Source organism: Natronorubrum halalkaliphilum (assembly GCF_009834785.1).
Taxonomy (GTDB): domain Archaea; phylum Halobacteriota; class Halobacteria; order Halobacteriales; family Natrialbaceae; genus Natronorubrum; species Natronorubrum halalkaliphilum.
In genome coordinates this window covers 98,735-117,434 of sequence record NZ_WUYX01000044.1, presented here as the reverse complement: position 1 = coordinate 117,434, position 18,700 = coordinate 98,735, and the positions used below count along the sequence as shown (strand labels likewise).

Annotated in this window: 20 protein-coding genes, 1 tRNA gene and 1 pseudogene; 7 read left to right on the top strand and 15 right to left on the bottom strand. The window is 62.1% G+C overall.

The features are described from left to right. The 3 genes and pseudogenes from GS429_RS14705 to GS429_RS14695 form a co-directional block, all read right to left on the bottom strand. Window positions 1-233 (bottom strand): annotated as a pseudogene (locus tag GS429_RS14705) (hypothetical protein); the annotation flags it as partial. After that, entirely contained in the window at window positions 226-468 is a 243-nt protein-coding gene (locus tag GS429_RS14700) for a DUF7563 family protein (RefSeq protein WP_328821413.1), read from the bottom strand. The gene GS429_RS14700 and the pseudogene GS429_RS14705, both read right to left, overlap by 8 nt. Before the next feature lie 79 nt (window positions 469-547). Further along, a tRNA-Pro gene (locus GS429_RS14695) sits at window positions 548-620 on the bottom strand. Between the two features lie 85 nt (window positions 621-705). Between GS429_RS14695 and GS429_RS14690 the strand changes: the two genes are divergently transcribed. Further along, window positions 706-960: a pro-sigmaK processing inhibitor BofA family protein gene (locus GS429_RS14690; protein WP_160066107.1), complete on the top strand. Its 255-nt coding sequence runs from the start codon at window positions 706-708 to the stop codon at window positions 958-960. Between the two features lie 79 nt (window positions 961-1,039). Here the strand turns inward: GS429_RS14690 and GS429_RS14685 are convergent, their stop codons facing one another. From GS429_RS14685 to GS429_RS14650, 7 genes are all read right to left on the bottom strand, one after another. After that, the gene (locus GS429_RS14685; protein ID WP_160066106.1) at window positions 1,040-1,774 is read right to left on the bottom strand and encodes a DUF7504 family protein; all 735 of its coding nucleotides are present in this window, start codon (window positions 1,772-1,774) and stop codon (window positions 1,040-1,042) included. A 233-nt stretch (window positions 1,775-2,007) separates the two neighbouring features. Continuing rightward, on the bottom strand, window positions 2,008-4,077 hold the full coding sequence (locus tag GS429_RS14680; RefSeq protein WP_328821412.1) for a DEAD/DEAH box helicase: 2,070 nt from the start codon (window positions 4,075-4,077) through the stop codon (window positions 2,008-2,010). A gap of 336 nt (window positions 4,078-4,413) precedes the next feature. After that, the gene (locus GS429_RS14675; protein WP_328821411.1) at window positions 4,414-5,937 is read right to left on the bottom strand and encodes an NAD(P)H-dependent oxidoreductase; all 1,524 of its coding nucleotides are present in this window, start codon (window positions 5,935-5,937) and stop codon (window positions 4,414-4,416) included. 250 nt (window positions 5,938-6,187) lie between these two features. Further along, a complete protein-coding gene (locus GS429_RS14670; RefSeq protein ID WP_160066105.1) occupies window positions 6,188-6,589 on the bottom strand; it encodes a cupin domain-containing protein in 402 nt (133 codons plus the stop codon). A gap of 208 nt (window positions 6,590-6,797) precedes the next feature. Next, on the bottom strand, window positions 6,798-6,992 hold the full coding sequence (locus GS429_RS14665) for a cold-shock protein (protein ID WP_005554588.1): 195 nt from the start codon (window positions 6,990-6,992) through the stop codon (window positions 6,798-6,800). A gap of 108 nt (window positions 6,993-7,100) precedes the next feature. Next, window positions 7,101-7,319 carry a hypothetical protein gene (locus GS429_RS14660; protein WP_160066104.1) on the bottom strand — a complete coding sequence of 73 codons (219 nt, stop codon included), beginning with the start codon at window positions 7,317-7,319 and terminating at the stop codon, window positions 7,101-7,103. 389 nt (window positions 7,320-7,708) lie between these two features. Beyond that, complete coding sequence (locus GS429_RS14650; RefSeq protein WP_160066102.1) at window positions 7,709-8,410, bottom strand: carbonic anhydrase; 702 nt, start codon at window positions 8,408-8,410, stop codon at window positions 7,709-7,711. A gap of 137 nt (window positions 8,411-8,547) precedes the next feature. Between GS429_RS14650 and GS429_RS14645 the strand changes: the two genes are divergently transcribed. After that, a complete protein-coding gene (locus GS429_RS14645; protein ID WP_160066101.1) occupies window positions 8,548-9,564 on the top strand; it encodes an NADP-dependent oxidoreductase in 1,017 nt (338 codons plus the stop codon). A 117-nt stretch (window positions 9,565-9,681) separates the two neighbouring features. Here the strand turns inward: GS429_RS14645 and GS429_RS14640 are convergent, their stop codons facing one another. The 3 genes from GS429_RS14640 to GS429_RS14630 form a co-directional block, all read right to left on the bottom strand. Beyond that, a complete protein-coding gene (locus GS429_RS14640) occupies window positions 9,682-10,479 on the bottom strand; it encodes an ABC transporter permease (protein ID WP_160066100.1) in 798 nt (265 codons plus the stop codon). After that, entirely contained in the window at window positions 10,479-11,501 is a 1,023-nt protein-coding gene (locus tag GS429_RS14635) for an ABC transporter ATP-binding protein (RefSeq protein WP_160066099.1), read from the bottom strand. The genes GS429_RS14640 and GS429_RS14635 overlap by 1 nt, the downstream gene beginning before the upstream one ends. Window positions 11,502-11,610: 109 nt before the next feature. After that, window positions 11,611-12,795 carry a CBS domain-containing protein gene (locus GS429_RS14630; protein WP_160066098.1) on the bottom strand — a complete coding sequence of 395 codons (1,185 nt, stop codon included), beginning with the start codon at window positions 12,793-12,795 and terminating at the stop codon, window positions 11,611-11,613. An 809-nt stretch (window positions 12,796-13,604) separates the two neighbouring features. Here GS429_RS14630 and GS429_RS14625 point away from each other — a divergent pair. From GS429_RS14625 to GS429_RS14615, 3 genes are all read left to right on the top strand, one after another. After that, the gene (locus GS429_RS14625) at window positions 13,605-13,835 is read left to right on the top strand and encodes a MarR family transcriptional regulator (RefSeq protein WP_160066097.1); all 231 of its coding nucleotides are present in this window, start codon (window positions 13,605-13,607) and stop codon (window positions 13,833-13,835) included. A gap of 348 nt (window positions 13,836-14,183) precedes the next feature. Then, a complete protein-coding gene (locus GS429_RS14620; protein WP_160066096.1) occupies window positions 14,184-14,714 on the top strand; it encodes a 50S ribosomal protein L16 in 531 nt (176 codons plus the stop codon). Window positions 14,715-14,898: 184 nt separating this feature from the next. Then, on the top strand, window positions 14,899-15,774 hold the full coding sequence (locus GS429_RS14615) for an ATP-grasp domain-containing protein (RefSeq protein WP_160066095.1): 876 nt from the start codon (window positions 14,899-14,901) through the stop codon (window positions 15,772-15,774). Window positions 15,775-15,900: 126 nt separating this feature from the next. Here the strand turns inward: GS429_RS14615 and GS429_RS14610 are convergent, their stop codons facing one another. Both GS429_RS14610 and GS429_RS14605 read right to left on the bottom strand, forming a co-directional pair. Then, a complete protein-coding gene (locus GS429_RS14610; RefSeq protein WP_160066094.1) occupies window positions 15,901-16,302 on the bottom strand; it encodes an Hsp20/alpha crystallin family protein in 402 nt (133 codons plus the stop codon). A 125-nt stretch (window positions 16,303-16,427) separates the two neighbouring features. After that, a complete protein-coding gene (locus GS429_RS14605) occupies window positions 16,428-17,441 on the bottom strand; it encodes a type II glyceraldehyde-3-phosphate dehydrogenase (protein ID WP_160066093.1) in 1,014 nt (337 codons plus the stop codon). Between the two features lie 181 nt (window positions 17,442-17,622). Here GS429_RS14605 and GS429_RS14600 point away from each other — a divergent pair, with 181 nt between their 5' ends. Together GS429_RS14600 and GS429_RS14595 are read left to right on the top strand one after the other, a co-directional pair. Then, window positions 17,623-17,988, top strand: a complete 366-nt coding sequence (locus GS429_RS14600) for a DUF7857 domain-containing protein (protein ID WP_160066092.1) — start codon at window positions 17,623-17,625, stop codon at window positions 17,986-17,988. Beyond that, window positions 17,985-18,683, top strand: coding sequence for a MinD/ParA family ATP-binding protein (locus GS429_RS14595; RefSeq protein ID WP_328821410.1), 699 nt, complete (start codon window positions 17,985-17,987; stop codon window positions 18,681-18,683). Before GS429_RS14600 ends, GS429_RS14595 begins: the two co-directional genes overlap by 4 nt. Window positions 18,684-18,700: the final 17 nt, after the last annotated feature.

Below are 18,700 nucleotides of genomic sequence, written 5' to 3'. Positions count from 1 at the left end.
TCTTGACCAACAGGACGACACTCTACGATAACCCCGTCTCGCCCGATGTTGGTGTGGAGAGTCGCCTCGGCGGTGCGTTCAGTTCCGCTCGAGGACTGTCCGCCGTCGGCTCGAACCTCTCGCTGCTCGAGCGCCCGCGCTACGTCGTCGTCGGTCGCTTGATGGGCCGGATGGGCGATGGGCGTCCGACTCTCGACGAGGTACAGCTGACTCGCCCGGACGAACTCAGACATCGGCCTCACCTCCGTGGTGACCACTGTCGGTCTCCGGATCGGGAATCGAGAGCGTGACCCCAGCAGCGGAGCCTCGAGTCAGCCGCCGGTAGCTGTCACACTCACCGCAGCGGTGAACCTGATCGTTGTTGTCACCGTAAACTCGACAGAACTGGTCCGAGACGTACGCTCCGCAGTGATGGCACGTCGTTTCGTTGCTGGCCGACGGCCACGGCGCGATCGTCACGCCGACCACCTCCAGAAAGCGGTCGCTGGATGGTGTGAGAACGGTGGGAGTGAAGCGGCAAAACGCGCCGCTTCACTTTTATACAGTATGGGATCGCCCGGATTTGAACCGGGGTCACGGGCACCCAAGGCCCGAAGTATACCAAGCTAACCCACGATCCCGTACCTCCCTCTTACGGGTGGACTGCATAAAGGGTTTCGTTACGAACCGAACGATTTTGTCAGTCGACGTGATATCGCCGCCCGTATGACCGGCATCGAAATCCTGCTGTTGATCCTCGTTCTCGTCGGCGTCCTCGTTGCTGCAAGCCTCATCCGTGCGGTCAGCCCCTTCATCATCAACGCGGTCGTCGGACTGGTGGTGTTGTTTCTCGCACAGGCCGTGTTCGGCTTCTCGGTAGCGATCACGCCGATCGTTCTCGTTATCGTCGCACTCGGCGGCGTTCCCGGCTCGATCATAGTCCTCCTGCTCGCCCTGCTGGGCGTCGCCTTCGTCCCCTAATTGCTCTCGTCACTTCCGTAGCACTCCCGTCGTCGGCAACCCGGCTTCCGTTCCCGTAGGTCGATCGGTAACGCGCCCGCTACTTCTCGAGTCGCTGTGCGATCTCTTCGTCGGTCGCTTCGCTGGCTGGCTCCGGGGTTGGAACTGTTGGCTCGATCTCCGCTGCTGGCTCGTCGGTCCACTCCGCGAGGAGTCGTTCGACCTCTTCGTCGGTCGCTTCGGGGAGCGGCTCGTCGATGCTCTCGTCGGTGACGACGGTGTCGAAGATCGTTCCGAACGTGGAGATGATTCGCTCGTCGTGGTGTGTCGGATCGAAATGGAAGTGCGCGTAGGCCTCGGCGCTCTCGAGTCGGTCGGTGAGGACGTGCGCGAACTGGAAGACCTTCTTGGGGGGTGTCCCGCGGAGGAGGGCATCGAGCGAGTCGAAACAGACCGTGATCTGCTCGCCGTCGTCCGACCAGTGTTTACAGAATCGGCTGATAGCCACGCCGATCTCGGAGATGTCGGACGGGTCGCGGACCGAGTCGACGACGATTGGGTCGTCGAAGTCGGGGTCCCGGTCTGCATCTGGGTCTGACCCCTCGCCACCGTTGAGGAGGGTCCCGATCGTCAATAGGCCGACTTTCCCCGATACCGCCGCTGGTTCGGGGTGGTCCGGCTGGTCCGGCTGGCCGTCCGCGAAGCTGACGGTGAGCGCAGCCGTGGGTCCGTCCTCGTGACAGAGTTCATCGCAGGCGGCGGACTCACAGTGCGTTTCCTGCACGAACAAGACGTTCGCTGGCGGCTCGATCGCGGTTGGGGGGTGTGACTCCATCGTAATCTCCCCGAGGCAATCCCCGGTGTTGAGCGTTGAATGTGACGTCTCGTCCTTTACCGTTCCGGCCGCTGACGGGTTCTACAAAAGGATGACGGCCGAATTCGCGTTTCCGTATACTCGAGTGTCTCTGAACGCGAGTGGCAGTCAGAGTGCAGAGCGCAGAACATACTGAAAACGACCGGCGAGACGTTCGACAGGGGTCGATGGTTCGACGGGCGTCCGTCGTGACTTCAGAGGTCGGCGTCCCGAAGCTCGATATCCGCGACGAGCTCGTAGGGGTGGGCGTCCTTTCGGATGCCGTCGACCAGCATGAACGCCTCGCTGGGCTCGAGGAAGTGCTGGGTCACGACCTGGCCCAGCGGCGTGGGTTCGAAGCCGTCGATAAAGTCGTACTGCAGGAGTTTGCCGATCGCGTGTTTCGTCGGCACGTCGCCGAGCATGCGGTCGTTGAGCGCCTTTGCGGCTTTGCCACCGACCGTAATATTCGCCAGCGTCTCCTCGATGGCGGCGCTCTCGTCGTAGTGGGTCATCACCGACTCCATCTCTCCTTTCAACAGCTTGAACGCGACCTCGTCTTCGGACATCTCCATCGAGTTGTGGTAGGCCGTGTCCGGTTCGACGAGGACGTACACCGTCCCCTTGTCGTGGTAGTCCGGGCGACCCGCGCGGCCGAGCATCTGGTGGAACTCCTGGACCGAGAGCCACTCGATGCCCATCGCCAGCGAGTCGAAGATAACCTGCGAGGCCGGAAAATCGACCCCTGCGGCCAGTGCAGCGGTCGTGACCACGGCCGAGAGCTCCTGTTCGCTGAACTGCCGTTCGACTTGCTTCCGTTTCCCGTAGTCCAGTCCAGCGTGGTACGGCGCGGCGGAGTAGTCCAGCTTTCGTGAAATCTCGTGACACCGCCGCCGGGAGTTCGTGAAGATGATCGTCTGACCGCGATACCCCTTCGAGGATTCGGTATCGAACTCGCGTTTGACGAGTTTGTTCTCGATGCGTACCTTCTCTTGGCCGTCGGCGAATGTTACGTGGCGCTCGATCGGCACCGGCCGCTCCTCGAACTCGATGAGTTTCGACTCGAGGGCGCCGGCGAGCTGTTCGGGGTTGCCGACGGTCGCGGAGAGGTAGACCCACTGTGCACCATTGTATCCCTCGCGGCGCTTCGCTCGCTGCTCGCAGGTGTACTTGAGCCGCGAGATGAGCCCGTCGAGACGGTGACCGCGGTCTTCCTCTTTGAGCGTGTGGACCTCGTCGATGACGACGGCTCCGATGTCGCCCATGTCCTTGCCCGTCCGCAGGGCGTGATCGATCCCCTCGTACGTGCCGACAATGACGTCGGCGTTGGGGTCGAACTGGTTGCCGTTGTCGCTGATTCGGCTCGCCCCGACGCGAATCGAGACGTCGACGAGGTGGCCGTACTCGTCTTTGAAATCCTCGTGTTTCTGGTTTGCGAGCGCGACCAGCGGGACGAGAAAGAGCATCTTCCCCTCCCCGTTCAAGACGCGGTCGATACCGGCAATCTCCCCGACGAGCGTTTTTCCGGTCGCCGTCGCTGAGACGACGAGTTGATCGTCGCCCTCGAGGAGACCGTTTTCGACTGAGAGGCTCTGCACCGGCAGCAGCGTCTCGAATCGGTCCTCGAGTAGATCCTGCAGATCGGCGTGCAGATCCAGCGAGTCCACCCGAACGGGGTCGACCTCGTCGGTCGTCGCCGAGATGGTATCGAACTTCGTCAGATCGGGGTCGAGCTGTCCTTTCAGGAGGTTGACAATCCGTTCTAAGTCCTGGACCTCCATCATGAGGTCCTCCAGCCGGTCTTTGGCCGCGCCGGTGACCTCGCCGCTGCCGCCTGCGTAGGTGAGCTGGCGCTCGAGTTCCTGACGGGCGCAGTCGTGACAGATCCAGTCGTTGTCGTCTTTGATCGCCGTGTCCGTCGTAATCGGCGAATAACGGCCCGCGGAGGCACAGTAGCGACAGGTTCGGACGGCCTTGGTCTTGTCCTCGAGCTGGTAGCCGCCGAGCATTTCGGTGAGCTCTTGGCGGCCCGCTCGAGACGTCTGTTCGGAGATGCGAATTCGCTGCGCTCGACGGGCGAGCTCGACGAACTCGTCGGGCTGTCGGGGTTCCTCGCTCGAGCCGTCTTTCAGTCGGAACTTCGCGGGACGAGGACCGGCCGACGTTTCCGAGAGTCCGAGCTTCGCCCGGAAGAGTCGCTGTCCGTCACGTTCGACGACGACGAGATAGTCGTCACCCGTCTCGTGACAAAAGATCGTTTCGACCTCCTGTACCTGCTTCGACACACACAGTGGTAGTAGCGTGGCGTACTTGAGCGGTTCGGACTTTCTTTGTTAGGAAATACCGTGACACACGACCTGTCGTCGGCTCGCTGAGCAGTCGTTTAGCGGTCGTTGAGCAGCCGTTGAACGGAGTTTCTGTTCCCTCCTGAAATTGCCGACTTCCTCGTCGCGGAGCTCCTCAACGGCCGCGAGATCGTTCGACGACCGACGAGTCGGTCGTGGGAACCACGGGGAGCCTCGGGATCGTCCGGAAGACTTGGTCTTCCGTGACTGAGCGAAGTTTCGCTTCGCTCGATGACGAGAGACAAAATCTCTCGGACCACTTGACCCCGAGGCGGTTCACAGGAGTCCGAGTAGCGGAACGACGGCAAACCACGCGATGTAGCTCAGCGAGGCTGCCATCAGCCCGTCGATGCGCTGCGGGCCGGCTGCGTCTTCCAATCGTCGGTGAAGCAGCCAACAGAGCCCCAGCGCGTGTGGCATACTCAGGTAAATCGCCGGCCCGTACGCTTCGGGAACGACGCCCTGCCAGTACCAGACGCTCGCCGTCAGGGCGGCTAGCAGCGCCGTGACCATCGCGACCATCGCCGCGCGGTCGATCCCGAACCGGACGGCGATCGTTCGCTTCCCCGCGGCCCGGTCGGCAGCGTAGTCGGGCACCCCCGCGAGCGTAATCGACGGGAGAACCGAAAGCAGGAACGGAACGCCGAGCAGCCACGGATACGGCGTCTGCCACGACCCGCCGAGGGCGACGAAACCGATCAACAGCACGCCGACGCTGTGGGTCCAGGCGACGGTCACCTCGCCGAGCGTTCGATACGACAGTTCCAGCGGTGGGGCGGTATAACCGAGCGCCAGCACTGCGAGACCGACCATCGCGCTCGCCGTCGTGACCGTCGAACCAGCGCTGGCCGCCACCGTCGAGACGCCGAAAACACCCGTGAGCGCCACCGCGATGCCGATGCCAGTCCGAAGTTCGCGAAACGAGAGCGCGTCGTCGACCAGCACCTGCGATCCGCCAGTAAACGGTCCGGCGAACGTGTTCTGACGATCCGTCTCGTAGTCGTAGTACTCGTTGGAAAACACCGTCGCCGCCTCGAGGAAGACCAAGAACCCCAGCCCAAGCCAGTACGCGTTCGAACTGAAGACGCCGCTGGAGCCGCCCGCAGCCAGCGCGCCGATCGTGTAGGCGAGCCAGGCCATCGGGTAGAACTGCAGCCGCAGTGCGCCCAGCCACGCCCCGGCTTTCCGCGTTGCCCGCGCCGTCCGAGACTCCGGCCCGCTCCCCAGTCCGCGACCCAACGCTTCGACCTCCGCGAGCCACTCCTCGCGCTCCTCGAGCGTCGAGGACTCGATCGGCCCGAGCTCCGTCACCCGCGTGGTCCGCACGCCCGCGTAGCCCAGCGTGGCATGCTTGACGGCGTTGGTGCCCGGCTGGCGGTAGATCCAGCGGTAGACCCACGGCGGCATGTCCATCGTGACGATCAGTTCGGCGGTCTTGTCGTCGAGCAACTCCTCGTGGCCCGCACCCTCGCCGTCTTCGTACTCCGCGAACGCGAATCCGGGCTCGAAGACGCGGTCGAAAAAGCCCTTGAGCCGCGCCGGCATCGTCCCCCACCAGTTCGGGTAGACGAAGACGAGGTGGTCGGCCCACTCGATGTCTCGCTGGGCCGTCTGCAGGTCGTCCTCGAGGGGCTGGTCGGTCGGACTCTCGGCGTGAACGTCGGGGTCGAACTCGAGGTCGGCGACGGCGAGTTCGCGGACGGCGGCGCCCGCCTCGTCGGCGCCGTCGCGATACGCGTCGGCCAACGCGCCACAGAAACTATCGGGTCGGGGATGGCCGAGAATACACAGGACGTTCACGACGCTCGGCGGTTCAACGAATCGCGGTATATATCTGGTCCGTGATTACGGCCAGTGAGGTGACGGTTGCGACGGTCTCGGCTCACGCGGGCTGCTGTACCGATGTACCGGTACAACACGGCGGCTGTGGTTGGGCCGGGGCCGAGACTGACGTACAGTAGCCGGTCTCATACGGTTTACTGTAGTCAATGACCGCCGATCACCGATCCCATCCCTGGTGATCGGCGGTACATAGTTCCAGCAATCCGTCTCAGTCGACCAGTTCGATCGCGTCGTCGCCGTTGGGGACGGCGCAGATGAACGCGCCTCGATCGTCGCCCTCGTTTCGGTACCAGTGGACTGTGCCACCGGGGATGAGCAGGGAATCGCCCGATTCGACCGCGTACTCCTCGTCACCGATGCCGACGGTATACTCGCCCTCGAGGACGTACTGCTCGTGTTCGACCTCGTTGGTGTGTTCCGGTACCTCGGCTCCGGGCTCGAGGACGAATCGCCGGATCGCGAAGTTCGGCGCACCGTGGTCGTCACTGATCAGGACGCCCTTCTCGAGGCCGTCGGCCGCGTCGACGGTCTCGTACTCGATATCGTCGCTGCGGCGAAGCAGCGGGTCGGGGTTGGACTCGGATTCGGATTCAGGCTCGGACTCGGCCATACCTCCCAATCGACGGGCCAACTACAAAATCGTCCCGTTGGCGAAGTCCTACCCGCCCGTCCTCGAGCGCGAGACGGCGCGTACATTGATTGTTTGTCGGTTGCTGTCTACTGCCCGCTGCAGTCGACGGTAGAACCTGCCGGCTCAGCGCCGTCGCTCGTCGGTGTAAAATACAGTTCTGAAGTGCCGATACCTCCGCGAATTCGCCTTACAGGCGCTCGACGTTCGTCGCGCGCGGGCCCTTAGGGGCCTGCTCGATGTCGAACTCGAGCTCCTGTCCTTCCTCAAGGTCCGGGCCGCCGATGTCTTCCATGTGGAAGAACACGTCGTCGTCCGCGTCCTCAGTTTCGATGAATCCGTAGCCGCCAGTGTCGTTGAAGAAATCAACGGTTCCTTTCGCCATTGCTTCTAAAGAGAGCAGCCAAGGGCGTATAAACGCTGCGACTCGTGTCAATCGCCGTTCCGAGTGTATGAGAGGTGCGCAAAGTAGACATAAGGGGTTTAGAACTGGTCACAGCTCGTCCCGTTCCTCGAGTCGGTGGACCGATACCGAGACGAAATAGACCAGCATAAACAGCAAAAAGCCGACGACGAGTCCGCCGAGTTCTCGCGCCCCGATGCCCCCGGGGTTTACCACCGCGAGCACTGCCAGCGCTACGAGAAAGACCGCGATGGTGAAGAGACCGATTGCGTAGTAAAAGCCCGTATCGGTTTTGAGAAACTCCCGCATAGGCCGATGTTTCGACGCAACCAGCAAAACGATACCGACCTGAGTTCGGTCCATCGCTTCGAGTCATCGCGAACGGTCCCTAACAACTGGGGTGGTACGCTTATGGAACTGTGTCGCGGTATCGCTTACCATGGATGGTGTAATCAACGAGACAACTGACATGATACACAAGCACAAAGACGGCCATTCCGACTTCGGAACGCGCTGTGGCGCAACGTCGCACGTGGCGCACGATCAGTTACGGCTGGTTTCGGTCGAACGAGCGGCCAGTGACTCGAACGTAAGCAGGTGCGGTCGCTGTTTCGACGACGCGGGCGGGTACTAACGTCCCAGCGATTCGAGTCCCGAAGCCGTCTCGGACTCGAGACGATTCTCCGGACGGGACTAACTTAGAACAACAGACTGCGGGTCGCGTCCTCGTACGCGTCCGGAATCTCGGCGGCGATCCGATCGGGATCGGTCTCGCCGTTGACGTTGACCAGATAGGCCCGGCCGTGTTCATTGCCGTAGATGCCCTGGAAGTCGTAGACGAAGCCGTAGACGTCGACATCGTCCGGGACGGCCGACGCATCCCGCAGAAAACTCGCCTGGTGGTCGACGTTGTACTCGACCAACTGGTTGATCACCGTCTGCTCGTCGGCCTCGGTATCGACGGTCTCGCTCTCGAGAGCCTCTTCGATGACCGGGACGAGTAGTTCGACCCACTTGTCGACGCCGCGTGGTCCGGGCAGTTCCGCTCCCATCGCGACCTGGTAGGCGGCGGTGACGGCTCCGCAGCCGGTGTGTCCGACGACGACGGCGACGTCGGTTCCGGCGTGATGGATCGGGTATAGCACGCCACCGTCGACGATACGTGTTCCCTCGTCATCGTCCCAGACCTGGTTGCCGATGTTACTGGGTGTAAAGACCGTTCCGGGGTGATCGACGCCCCACATCCGTTCCTGGGGCACTCGAGAGTCGGAACAACAGACCGAGACGATATCGGGATGTTGGCCGTCTTGAACCGCCCTGAAGTAGTCCTCGGGAAGTTCTTCGGTGTGACGCTCGTTTCCGGCAAGTAACTCGTGTAACACGTCGTGAGCCGCGCACATATATGAACAACGTGGGATCTCCACCAAAACGATTCCCGTTCGTTCAGACGTTGTGATGGGTTCGAAAGCGACGTCGCTGCGAGTCAAACCGGTTCCGGGAGCCCAATCTTCACCTTCCGTCGTCGCCATGGGTCGGTATGGCAGAAACCAGACAGTGGCGACTCGAGAGCCGTCCGGTCGGCGAACCGACTCACGAAAACTTCGAACTCGTTACCGTCGACCGGCCCGACCCCGGCCCGAACGAGGTGCTCGTCGAAACGCTCTACCAGTCCGTCGACCCCTATATGCGCGGACGGATGCGCGACGCGGAGTCCTACGCCGAGCCGTGGGACGTCGGCGACCCGATGAAAGCCGGCGTCGTCGGCGAAGTGCTCGAGTCTAACGCCGACGCGTTCGAGGCGGGCGACGTCGTCACCGGCGAACTCAACTGGGCGGAACACGCCGTCGCGGACGCGGGTGAACTCCGCCGGGTAAACCCGGACCACGGACCGATTTCGACGGCCCTTGGCGTGCTCGGAATGCCCGGTGTGACGGCGTACTGGGGACTGAACGACGTCGGGAACCCGAAGCCCGGCGACACGGTCGTCGTCTCCGCCGCGGCCGGCGCGGTCGGCTCCGTGGTCGGGCAACTCGCTCGCCTCGGCGGCGCGCGCGTCGTCGGCACCGCGGGAAGCGAGGAAAAGATCGACTGGCTCACCGACGACCTCGGCTTCGACGCCGCGATCAACTACAAAGAGACCGACGATCTCAGCGCCGCGATAGACGACGCCTGTCCCGACGGCGTTGACGTCTACTTCGACAACGTCGGGGGACCGATTACCGACGCCGTCTGGCCGCGGCTGAACGTCGACGCCCGCATCGCGATCTGCGGCCAGATCGCGCTGTACAACGCGACCGAGGTGCCGACCGGGCCCCGAAAGCTCGCTAAACTCATCGAGAGCCGCGCGAAAGTGGAAGGGTTCCTCGTTAGCGACTACGAACACCGCTGGGGCGAGGCACTCGAGCGGCTCTCGACGTTCATCCGGAACGACGACCTGCGCTACCGCGAGAACATCGTCGACGGATTCGAGAACGCTCCCGACGCCTTCCTCGGACTGTTCGAGGGCGAGAACGCCGGGAAGCAGTTGGTCAAGGTCGGAGAGTACGACGGCTGAGCGCGGTGATTGTACCGACCGGCTGAACCCGTTCGTATAGGAGCCGCTGTACGTGATTGCCGGCGCGACCGTGATCCATCCGACGATCAAACCGGTCCATCGACGCAGCAGTCCGTATCAGTCGGTCAGTCCGTAACCGATCTTGAACAGGTAGACGTCGAGCGCCATCACGGCGACGGTCAGGGCGGTGAGCACGCCGAGGGCGGCAAACGGCGCGAACTCGGCGTAGGCGGCCGGAGCGACCTCGAGTAGATCGGAGTAGCCCAGCAGCCCGTACCTGACGCTATCGACCATGTAGACCATCGGATTCAGCAGCGAAACGTGAACTTGCCAGGCCTGCTCGAGCGTCTCGAGGGAGTAGAAGACCGCGCCGAAGAACACCAGCGGCCGGAGGATGAACTGGTTCATCACGGTCAGATCGTCGAAGTCGCGGGCGACGAGGCCGCCGACGATTCCGAGCCCGGCGAACAGCGCCGTGATGACGATCATCGTGGCGACGAGGAACAGGCCGTGCTCGATGCTGATCGGGACGAACAGCCGTCCGACGGCAGCAATGATGATTCCGACAATCAGCCCGCGGACCGCGCTCGCGGCGATATAGGCGACGACCATCTCGACGTAGGATAGCGGCGAGGTGAGCGTCTCGTGGATGTACTCGTTCCACCGCCCGTGAAAGATCGAGAACGAGGCGTTCTCGAAGGCGTTCGAGATGGCACCGAGGACGATGAGTCCGGGGACGATGAACAGAATGTAATCGAAGCCGGCGATCTGGTCGATTCGACCGCCGAGGATCAGCCCGAAAACGGCGAAGTAGAGCACGTTCGTGATCGCCGGCGGCATGAACGTGTTCTTGGGCCGGCGGACGAACCGCAGCACTTCGCGCTGGAAGAGTGCCTTGAACCCGACCGAAAGCATCAGACGACTCCCTCCTGTTCCGGTTCGCGTTCGCGTTCCTGTTCGACGTCGCAGTTCTCCTCGACGTCGCCGTCCGCAGACGACGCTGACGAGCGCGTCACTGTTCGATCCTCGCTTCCGGTCAGATCGACGAAGATCTCTTCGAGCGACGTGCGCGAAATCTCGAGGTCGGCGATCTCGTGGCCCATCGCCTCGAGGTCGTTCAACAGTCGGGGTGCGGTCGACCCGCCGTCGTCGACGCGAACTTCGAGTTGGTTACCCGATACCGTCACCTCGTGGGCGTACCCGTCGAGTTCGGGTGTCGTGGCTGGCGGCGACTCGAGGCGGACCGAGATCGTATCGGTCCCGCGGGTCTTCAGCTCGTCCGGCGTCGCGACAGTTACCTTCCGGCCTTCGTTCATGATCGCGACGCGATCGCAGAGTCGCTCGGCTTCCTCGATGTAGTGGGTCGTCAGGAGGATCGTCGTCCCCTCCTCGTTGAGTTCGGTGACGAGTTCCCAGAGGTCGTGTCGCAGTTGGACGTCGACGCCCGCCGTGGGTTCGTCCAGAATCAGCAGATCGGGCTCGGTGACGAGCGCACGTGCGAGCAGCAGCCGGCGTTTCATTCCGCCGGAGAGCCAGTCGAAGCGCTCGTCTCGCTTGTCGTAGATCCCCACGCGCTTGAGCACCTCGTCGGCGCGTTCGGCGGCCTCGTCTTCGGGAATGCCGTGGTAGCCGGCTTTGTGCTCTAACACTTCGTGGATGGGGAAGAACCGATCAACGTTGAATTCCTGTGGTGCGAGCCCGATCGCATCTCGAGCCTGCTGGTAGTCGTCCTCGACGTCGTGACCGAAGACGCGCGCCTCGCCGCCGGTCTTGCGGACCAGACCCACCAGGGTGTTGATAAACGTCGTCTTGCCCGCGCCGTTGGGGCCGAGCAAGCCGAAGAACTCGCCTTCCTCGACGGTCAACGAGAGTTCCTGCAGGGCGCGCAAATCGCCGTACTCCTTCACGAGATCGGTCGTCTCGATGGCCGGTGGCATCGGCGCAGTGTCAGCCCCGGTTGCGGTTAAGAATGTTGGTCTCGACACCCGAGACGGCCGTTACGGCTGTTTTTGCCGGTTCGTTCGATCGGGCAGCGGGTCGGATCGATCAGTCCGCAGTGCGCGGTCGATTCGCCGGATCGACCGAGCCGCTCTTCTGGACGATGTCGAACGCGGTCATCACGTCCGATCGCGAGATCAGGCCGACGAGGTCCCCGTCCTCGACGACGAGCAAGCGACCGATATTGTCCTCGCGCATCCGTTCGATCGCCGTCATCGCGTCCGAGTCGGGCGAGATCGTCTTCAGGTCGGTCGACATCACGTCCTCGACCGTGTAGGCGTCGCGCTCGACGGGATCGATCTCTCGAGCGTCCGACAGGGTGATCAGGCCGACGAGCCGACCGTCGTCGAAACTGCTGTTCTCGATGACCGGATACCCCGTATGGCGTTCGGTGAACATTCGGCTGATCAGTTCGGAGAGCGACGTTTCCGGTTCAACGGTGTGCAGATCGCGCGTGGGCGTCATAATGTCGCTGACGGTGACGTCCTGAAAGGCCGCCTTCATGGTCACCTGCTGGGCCTCACTCGAGGCGGCGATGTAGACGAAGAAGGCGAGTCCGATGAGGATGATGTTAAACGCCACCAGCAAGCCGAACAGCCCCATCGCGATAGCGAACAGTTTACCGATGCTCGCAGCCTGCTGGGTGGCCTTCGCGTACGGTTGACTGCGAGCGAGGAACGCACGAAGGACCCGGCCACCGTCCATCGGGAAGGCGGGGATCATGTTGAAGACGGCGAGTGCGATGTTCAACACCGCGAGATAGCCGAGGACGAACCGGACGCTGTCGATGGTTTCGGGTGTGATCAGAAAGAGGGCGTACGAACCGATGCCGACGAGGATCGAGACGATCGGTCCGGCGATGGCAATCCAGAACTCCTGCCGCCAGTTTTCGGGCATCTCCGACAGCGCGGCGATCCCGCCGAACAGCCAGAGCGTGATCGAATCGATCGGAAACCCGTAGCGCTGGGCCGTCAGCGAGTGGCCGAGTTCGTGTAGGACGACGCCCACGAAGAGCCCGATCGCCGCGGCGAGGCCGACGGCGTAGGGATGCCACCACTCGGTAGTGAGTGCATCGACGTCGATTCCAGCGGCCATCGTCGCGTTGAGAATGTCAACAACCGGCTCGAGTTGTACCCCGATCAGATAGGCGAACAACGGGAGTACCAGCAAGAACGTGAGATCCAGTTTGATCGGAATCCCGAACAGGGAGCCGATCCGGAAACTCTTCATCATGCGTTATGGTTCCTGTGGAAGGGCCTTAAATACGCTGCTGGGATGACCTTTCGCCGCTTACTCTCGAGCGAGTGCAACGCCGAGAGTTACGTTCGGGACCCGACCAGCCGTTCCGATCGCTCGAGTTGCTGGTAGGATAGTGACTACTGGACTGATACTGTCGGACAGCAGTCACTGAGAAGTCGGTCGCGAATTCGCGGCCGTCCTCGGGGATGACGGCCGCAGTAGCGCGACCGATCTTCGAGTAGTTCTGTCCAGCAGTATGAGGATACACCCGAGACCCGAATGACGCGATAGCGGTCGCCTGATCGAGGTTCTCACTCCCACCACACGGTGAGCTACCGGTTCCGATTTCGGTACTTCGTTACGCCCGGGTGCTACTGGTCGTCAGAGCCCGTTCGATGGGCTGATCACGGTGCGATCGATGTATAATTTGATTTGCCCTATTTCGGGCCTCTCAGGGCACTAAGTCCCAATTCCGTCGCTAACCGTCTGGCGATATTAATATTCCTTACCCAAGATAGAATCGGGGGTGAAAGTATAGCCCACCAGTCACTTATAACCGAGTTGATTGAACTCACCGATAGCTCGCGAGCGTTATCTCACCCATCTCTACTGTTTATCACGTTTCAATTCTGTTCTGTATACGTGTCTCTCAGGTCTGTACACACCTAAATGTAAGCTATTATCAAACTCAAACCGACCGTCCCACTGGATATCAATACATATAATCACAAGATTACTGGCTAGTCAATATAGATCGTCTGCACCATAGATTTATACACCAGTTTGTCGTTGGTGTTGGTACGATGATAGAACAGGTCCGCGCCAACAACGAAATCAGCCAGCTTCCGACCGACCTCGCATCCCCCCAGGGGAAACTCGTCTACCTCTACCTCGAGGCAACGGGCGGGGCAACGGTCGACGAGCTCGGTCAGGTTCTCACGATGAAGAAGATCGCGATTCTAAGCGTTTGCAATTCGCTCTCGAGCCAGGGACTGATCGAGAAGCGCGACGGCGAGTACGTGCCGCGGCCGTAAACGGATTCTTCTACGACTGTCCGCTGTAGCCGTCGCGAGCCGCTTTACCGCGAACTGCGCCGGCGTATTGGATACGGTATCGGAATTCGACGATCTGACGCGTCAGCATCGACGAATCACGGTTCCAGTACTCTCCGTCGAGTACGCACGGCCAGGTCAGCAGTCGCGTGCCCGCACGGAAAAACACATCTTATAATCAGTTATCTGTCGTCCGTCTCTCCGACTTGATTGCTCCTCGCCGGCGCTACTCGAGGCCCGTCCCGGCAGGCGACCGACCCCCATCCCTAACGCGTGGTTCGAAGCCTTTATCCGCACGGTAGGCCTGCGTTTTCGTAAGTAACTACAGCCATGTCAGACAAACCCGCCTCAATGTACCGGGAAATCGATAAGCCAGCCTACACGCGACGCGAGTACATCACTGGCATCCCGGGTTCGAAGATCGCACAGCACAAGATGGGCGACATCAGCGCCGATCCTGAGGATTACCCCGTCCAGATCAGCCTCGTCACCGAAGAGGAGGTTCAGCTCCGTCACGGCAGCCTCGAGGCCTCGCGTCTCTCGGCTAACCGTCACATGCTGAAAAACGCCGGTGAGGGCAACTACAAGATGATCCTCCGGAAGTTCCCCCATCAGGTCATCCGAGAGAACAAGCAGGCGACGGGTGCGGGTGCAGACCGTGTTTCCGACGGGATGCGACAGTCCTTCGGGAAAATCGTCGGCACCGCCGCACGAATGGGTGCCGGCGAGCGCATCTTCACGATCTGGTGTGACGTCGACGACGCCGACTTCGCCAAGGACGCGCTCCGCCGCGCGTACAACAAGATCTCGCCGCCGTGCCGTATCGTCGTCGAGAAGGGCGAAGAGCAGCTGATCGCGTAACGAAGCTTTGCTCTGTCGTTCGAGAGAGCAACGCTCTCTCGTGACTGAGCGCCTTCTTCCGTTCGCTCACTCCTGAGCGACGCTTCGCGCCGACTGCTCGAGCAGACGCGAGAGACGTACTCCCGGCCACCCACATCGCTCGTCTCGAGGCATCTTTTTATTTCCTCCATCCCGACTCCTGAGTATGATCGATCTCGCGGTCGCGAACGATCAGGAGACGTTCCAGCGGATACGAGAGCCGCTGGCCGAGCGTGGCATACAGGTTCATCACGTCCCCGCGAGCGAACGCGTAGTACCGCTGGGCGATGACGCGCCGTGGTCTCCCGGCGAGTACGACGCCGGCTACGTCTATCCCGGCCGGCTGATGGAGGGCGGCGTCGCCGACGCCCTGCTGGACATCCCGTGGCTCAACGACCACGAGACGGTGTTGACCTCGCGAAACAAGGCCGAGGTGATCGCCCGTCTCGAGCGGGCCGGGCTCCCAGTTCCGAACTCGGTCTACGTCTCGAACGACGTCTCGGAGTCCGAACTCACCGACGTCTTCGGCCGATTCGAGCCGCCGGTCGTTGTCAAACCGAACTCGACGACTCGCGGCGTCGGCGTTGCGAAGGCCCACGACCTCGACTCGTTTCTGGGCATCTGTGACTACCTCTCGCTGGTTCACGACTACCGCGCGACCGGCGATCGGTCGTTTCTGGTACAGGAGTATCTCCCGGACGCGACCGACTACCGGGTGATGGTGCTGGACGGCGAGTACGTCGGCGCGGTCGAACGTCGGCTACCCGCCGATGCGGTTGCTGAGGGCCAGTGGAAACACAACGTTCACCGCGGCGCGACGGCAACCGGTGTGGACCTGCCCGCTGAGTGGCGCGAACTGGCCGAAGCCGTCGCACGCGAACTCGAGATTCCGTTTCTCGGCGTCGACCTGCTCGAAACCGACGACCGACTGGTGGTCAACGAGACGAACGCCCGACCGACGATCGACGAGGAGACGAAGTACGAACCGGGATTTTACGATCGGCTTGCGGGTGCGATCCGTGAAACTGCCGACCGGGACTGATACGGTTTACTGTAGTCAATGACCGCCGATCACCGACCCCGTCCCTGGTGATTGGCGGTACATAGTTACAGCAATCCGTATGAAAACGAGCGACGCGACCGCGACTGCCGTGATAGAGTACTCGGGTTACTCGAGACTGATACCGGACGACTGTTCTGCGGGGTCGAACGTCACCTCGAGGACGCCGTTGTTGTAGGTCGCCGATGCGGTGTGTTCGTTGACTCGCTGTGGGAGCGAGACGCGTTCGTCGTACTGACGATGATCGCTCGTGGCGGAAATTGTCAGCGTTTTGCCGTCACACTCGAGTTCGATATTGTCCTTTTCGACGCCCGGGAGGTCGGCGACGACGCGGAGTTCGTCCTCGGCTTCGTGGATATCGACGTGGGTGTCCATCCCGAAGCCGTTCTCGACGTCACTCGAGGAGTTGAAGTCGACGTTAGCGTCGGCTCCGTTCATCATTTCGTTCATCATGCGTTCAATCTCGCGAAACAGGTCGTCGAAGGGTTCGTCGCGGTCGTCTCGGCGCATGCGAATCCGTAGTGGACGGCGAGGCAAAAACTTTCTGTCGTCACTAGTTGTTCGGGGTGATCGGAATCGAAGAAACGGAAGTCGAAAACGAGTGTCGAAACGGGTTCTGTCGCGGTGCCGGGACGCTATAGACCGATTCCAATCGTTCCGTCCGTCGTTTCGATGCTCTCCTCGGCGTCGGCTTCGCCGAGTACCGCCCGAATCGCGTCGATATTCTCCGGTACGACGTCGCTCTCCTGGTGAATCCCCTGGAACAGGTAGAGATCGGCGCCGACGGTCGAGATGGATTCCTCCCAGATACAGTTTTCCCAGATGTCGCCGCGCGGACGACCCGAATCGTGGGCGTACTCCTTGAGTTTCCCGCTGCCGTCGATATCCATCCGCTCGGGGATCAGGAACAGGCGCGATTCCTCGGCGAAGAGGTCCCGGACCTCGCTCGCGTCGACCTCCTCCGACAGCGTCACGTTCAGGCTGTGCATGTGCATCAGCGTCGCGGGAACCTTCATTCCGAGCGTGTCGATATCGAGGTCGTCGAAGATGGTCTCGACGTCGGGCCCGTGGTGGGACGGAATCGTGACCGGGTTCGGCAGAATGTCGTTGATCGGACCCCGGGAGGTCTGGCCCGGATCGCCGCCGCGACGAACGAGCGTGGCGCGGACTTTCTCGACGCCGTAGGCCTCGCGAAGCGGCGCGAGAACCCGCGAGAGCCCGGTCGTGTTACAGGAGACGACGCGGACGTGGTCGGCGCCGACGGCGTCCTCGAAGTTCGAACGAGCGTTGAAGCTGACGTCGACGAGGTCGGCGTCCTCGCCGCCCTGGTACAGTGCCGGGGTGTCGTACTCCTCGTACAGTTCCTTGTTCTGTGCACCGATGCCGGAGGGCGTGGCGTCGACGACGATATCCGCGTCCTCAACCAGTTCTTCGACGGGGCCGGCGATCTCGAGGCCGGCGTCCCCGAACTGGTCGGCGCGTTCTTCGACGGCGGCGTAGAGCGGGAACCCCTTTTCGATGGCCGTCTCGGCTTCGAAGTTCGGTCGCGTCTTGGCGACGCCGAGGACTTCCATGTCGGGCTGTTCCCGGACGGCGTCTGCGACGCGTTTGCCGATCGTTCCGTAGCCGTTGATCGCGACCTGTATCATATACTCGAGAATCCACTATCGAGTGGGATAACCGTTTCGAGGATTCGCGGTCGATTGTAACTCGGAAACGAGTTTGAGATACTCTCACGACCGTACAGCCGGTTGTCGGGTCCGTCCCCGATCACACTATTGAGCCAGACCGTGTTGGACTTTATATGTGAATACGAGCGAACACACCGACATGGTAGCGGTCGACTGGAAAACGGATCGACGCGCGGGTGTAACGTTCGTGACGGCGACCGTCTCAAATACGCGGACGACCCCGCAGACGATCCGGCTCGAGAGCCAACTCGACGGACCGACGTGGCCGCCACGACACGACGGCATCAGAGCACCCGAGTGGAGCGACGACATCTGGGAGGGAACCGTCGAATCGAACCGTTGCCGCGGCGTCGGGTTCGCGAGTCCGGCCCCGCCGACGGAGCCGCCACTCGAGGTTCTCGCGGTGTCGCGCGTCTCCGACGCAAGGACCGCGACGGCCGACGAGGTACTCGCCACACTGGACGGCTGGGCACCGACACCCGATATCCTCACTCCGGGACCGTGATCGTCGCAGTCGGCGGTGGCAAGGGCGGTGTCGGCAAATCGACCGTCTCGTTGAACCTCGCCGGGGAACTCGATGCCGTTGTCGTCGACGCCGATCTCGCGACGGCGGATCTCCCCCGAGGACGCGGTCCCGACCTGCACGATGTTCTCGCCGGACGGGCCGATCCGCTCGAGGCCGTGGAGTCGTTTGGGTCGGTTCGCGTGCTGTCGTGCGGGCGAACCCTCGCCGGTGCTCGCGCATCGAAACTCGCAGCACTCACCGACGTGGTCGATCGACTCGAACGGGAGTGCGGTCGGGTCGTCATCGACTGTCCGGCGGGGCTGGCACGCGATGTCGGCGTCCAGTTGCGGAGCGTCCACGTTGCGGTGTTGGTCACCACGCCGTCCGAATCGGCGTTCGTCGATGCGCTTCGGACTCGACGGGTCGCACTCGAGTTGGAAACGCCGATCGCGGCGATCGTTCTCAACCGGGCTCCAACCGACGTAACCGATCAGGTCGTGACTCGCGTCGAACGGGAACTCGGCGCTCCGACGTCGGTTATCGAGGAGCACGCTGCCGTCGACGACGCGATGGAACGGGGACGACCGGTCAGGGAGGTCCACTCCGACTGTGACGCGATCGACGGATTCGAATCGGTCGCCCGTTCGATCGAACGAGCCGAAAAGCGGCTCTCAGATCGTATCGGCGTTCTCTGATACTATCTATTCTCAGT

Coding starts and splice junctions, on each gene's coding strand:
- GS429_RS14685 (WP_160066106.1), bottom strand. CDS start 1,774: ATGGAGTCACACCCCCCAACCGCGATCGAGCCGCCAGCGAACGTCTTG.
- GS429_RS14600 (WP_160066092.1), top strand. CDS start 17,623: ATGGTAGCGGTCGACTGGAAAACGGATCGACGCGCGGGTGTAACGTTC.
- GS429_RS14660 (WP_160066104.1), bottom strand. CDS start 7,319: ATGCGGGAGTTTCTCAAAACCGATACGGGCTTTTACTACGCAATCGGT.
- GS429_RS14665 (WP_005554588.1), bottom strand. CDS start 6,992: ATGGCGAAAGGAACCGTTGATTTCTTCAACGACACTGGCGGCTACGGA.
- GS429_RS14650 (WP_160066102.1), bottom strand. CDS start 8,410: ATGTGCGCGGCTCACGACGTGTTACACGAGTTACTTGCCGGAAACGAG.
- GS429_RS14620 (WP_160066096.1), top strand. CDS start 14,184: ATGTCAGACAAACCCGCCTCAATGTACCGGGAAATCGATAAGCCAGCC.
- GS429_RS14630 (WP_160066098.1), bottom strand. CDS start 12,795: ATGATGAAGAGTTTCCGGATCGGCTCCCTGTTCGGGATTCCGATCAAA.
- GS429_RS14670 (WP_160066105.1), bottom strand. CDS start 6,589: ATGGCCGAGTCCGAGCCTGAATCCGAATCCGAGTCCAACCCCGACCCG.
- GS429_RS14635 (WP_160066099.1), bottom strand. CDS start 11,501: ATGCCACCGGCCATCGAGACGACCGATCTCGTGAAGGAGTACGGCGAT.
- GS429_RS14615 (WP_160066095.1), top strand. CDS start 14,899: ATGATCGATCTCGCGGTCGCGAACGATCAGGAGACGTTCCAGCGGATA.
- GS429_RS14625 (WP_160066097.1), top strand. CDS start 13,605: ATGATAGAACAGGTCCGCGCCAACAACGAAATCAGCCAGCTTCCGACC.
- GS429_RS14605 (WP_160066093.1), bottom strand. CDS start 17,441: ATGATACAGGTCGCGATCAACGGCTACGGAACGATCGGCAAACGCGTC.
- GS429_RS14640 (WP_160066100.1), bottom strand. CDS start 10,479: ATGCTTTCGGTCGGGTTCAAGGCACTCTTCCAGCGCGAAGTGCTGCGG.
- GS429_RS14690 (WP_160066107.1), top strand. CDS start 706: ATGACCGGCATCGAAATCCTGCTGTTGATCCTCGTTCTCGTCGGCGTC.
- GS429_RS14645 (WP_160066101.1), top strand. CDS start 8,548: ATGGCAGAAACCAGACAGTGGCGACTCGAGAGCCGTCCGGTCGGCGAA.
- GS429_RS14610 (WP_160066094.1), bottom strand. CDS start 16,302: ATGCGCCGAGACGACCGCGACGAACCCTTCGACGACCTGTTTCGCGAG.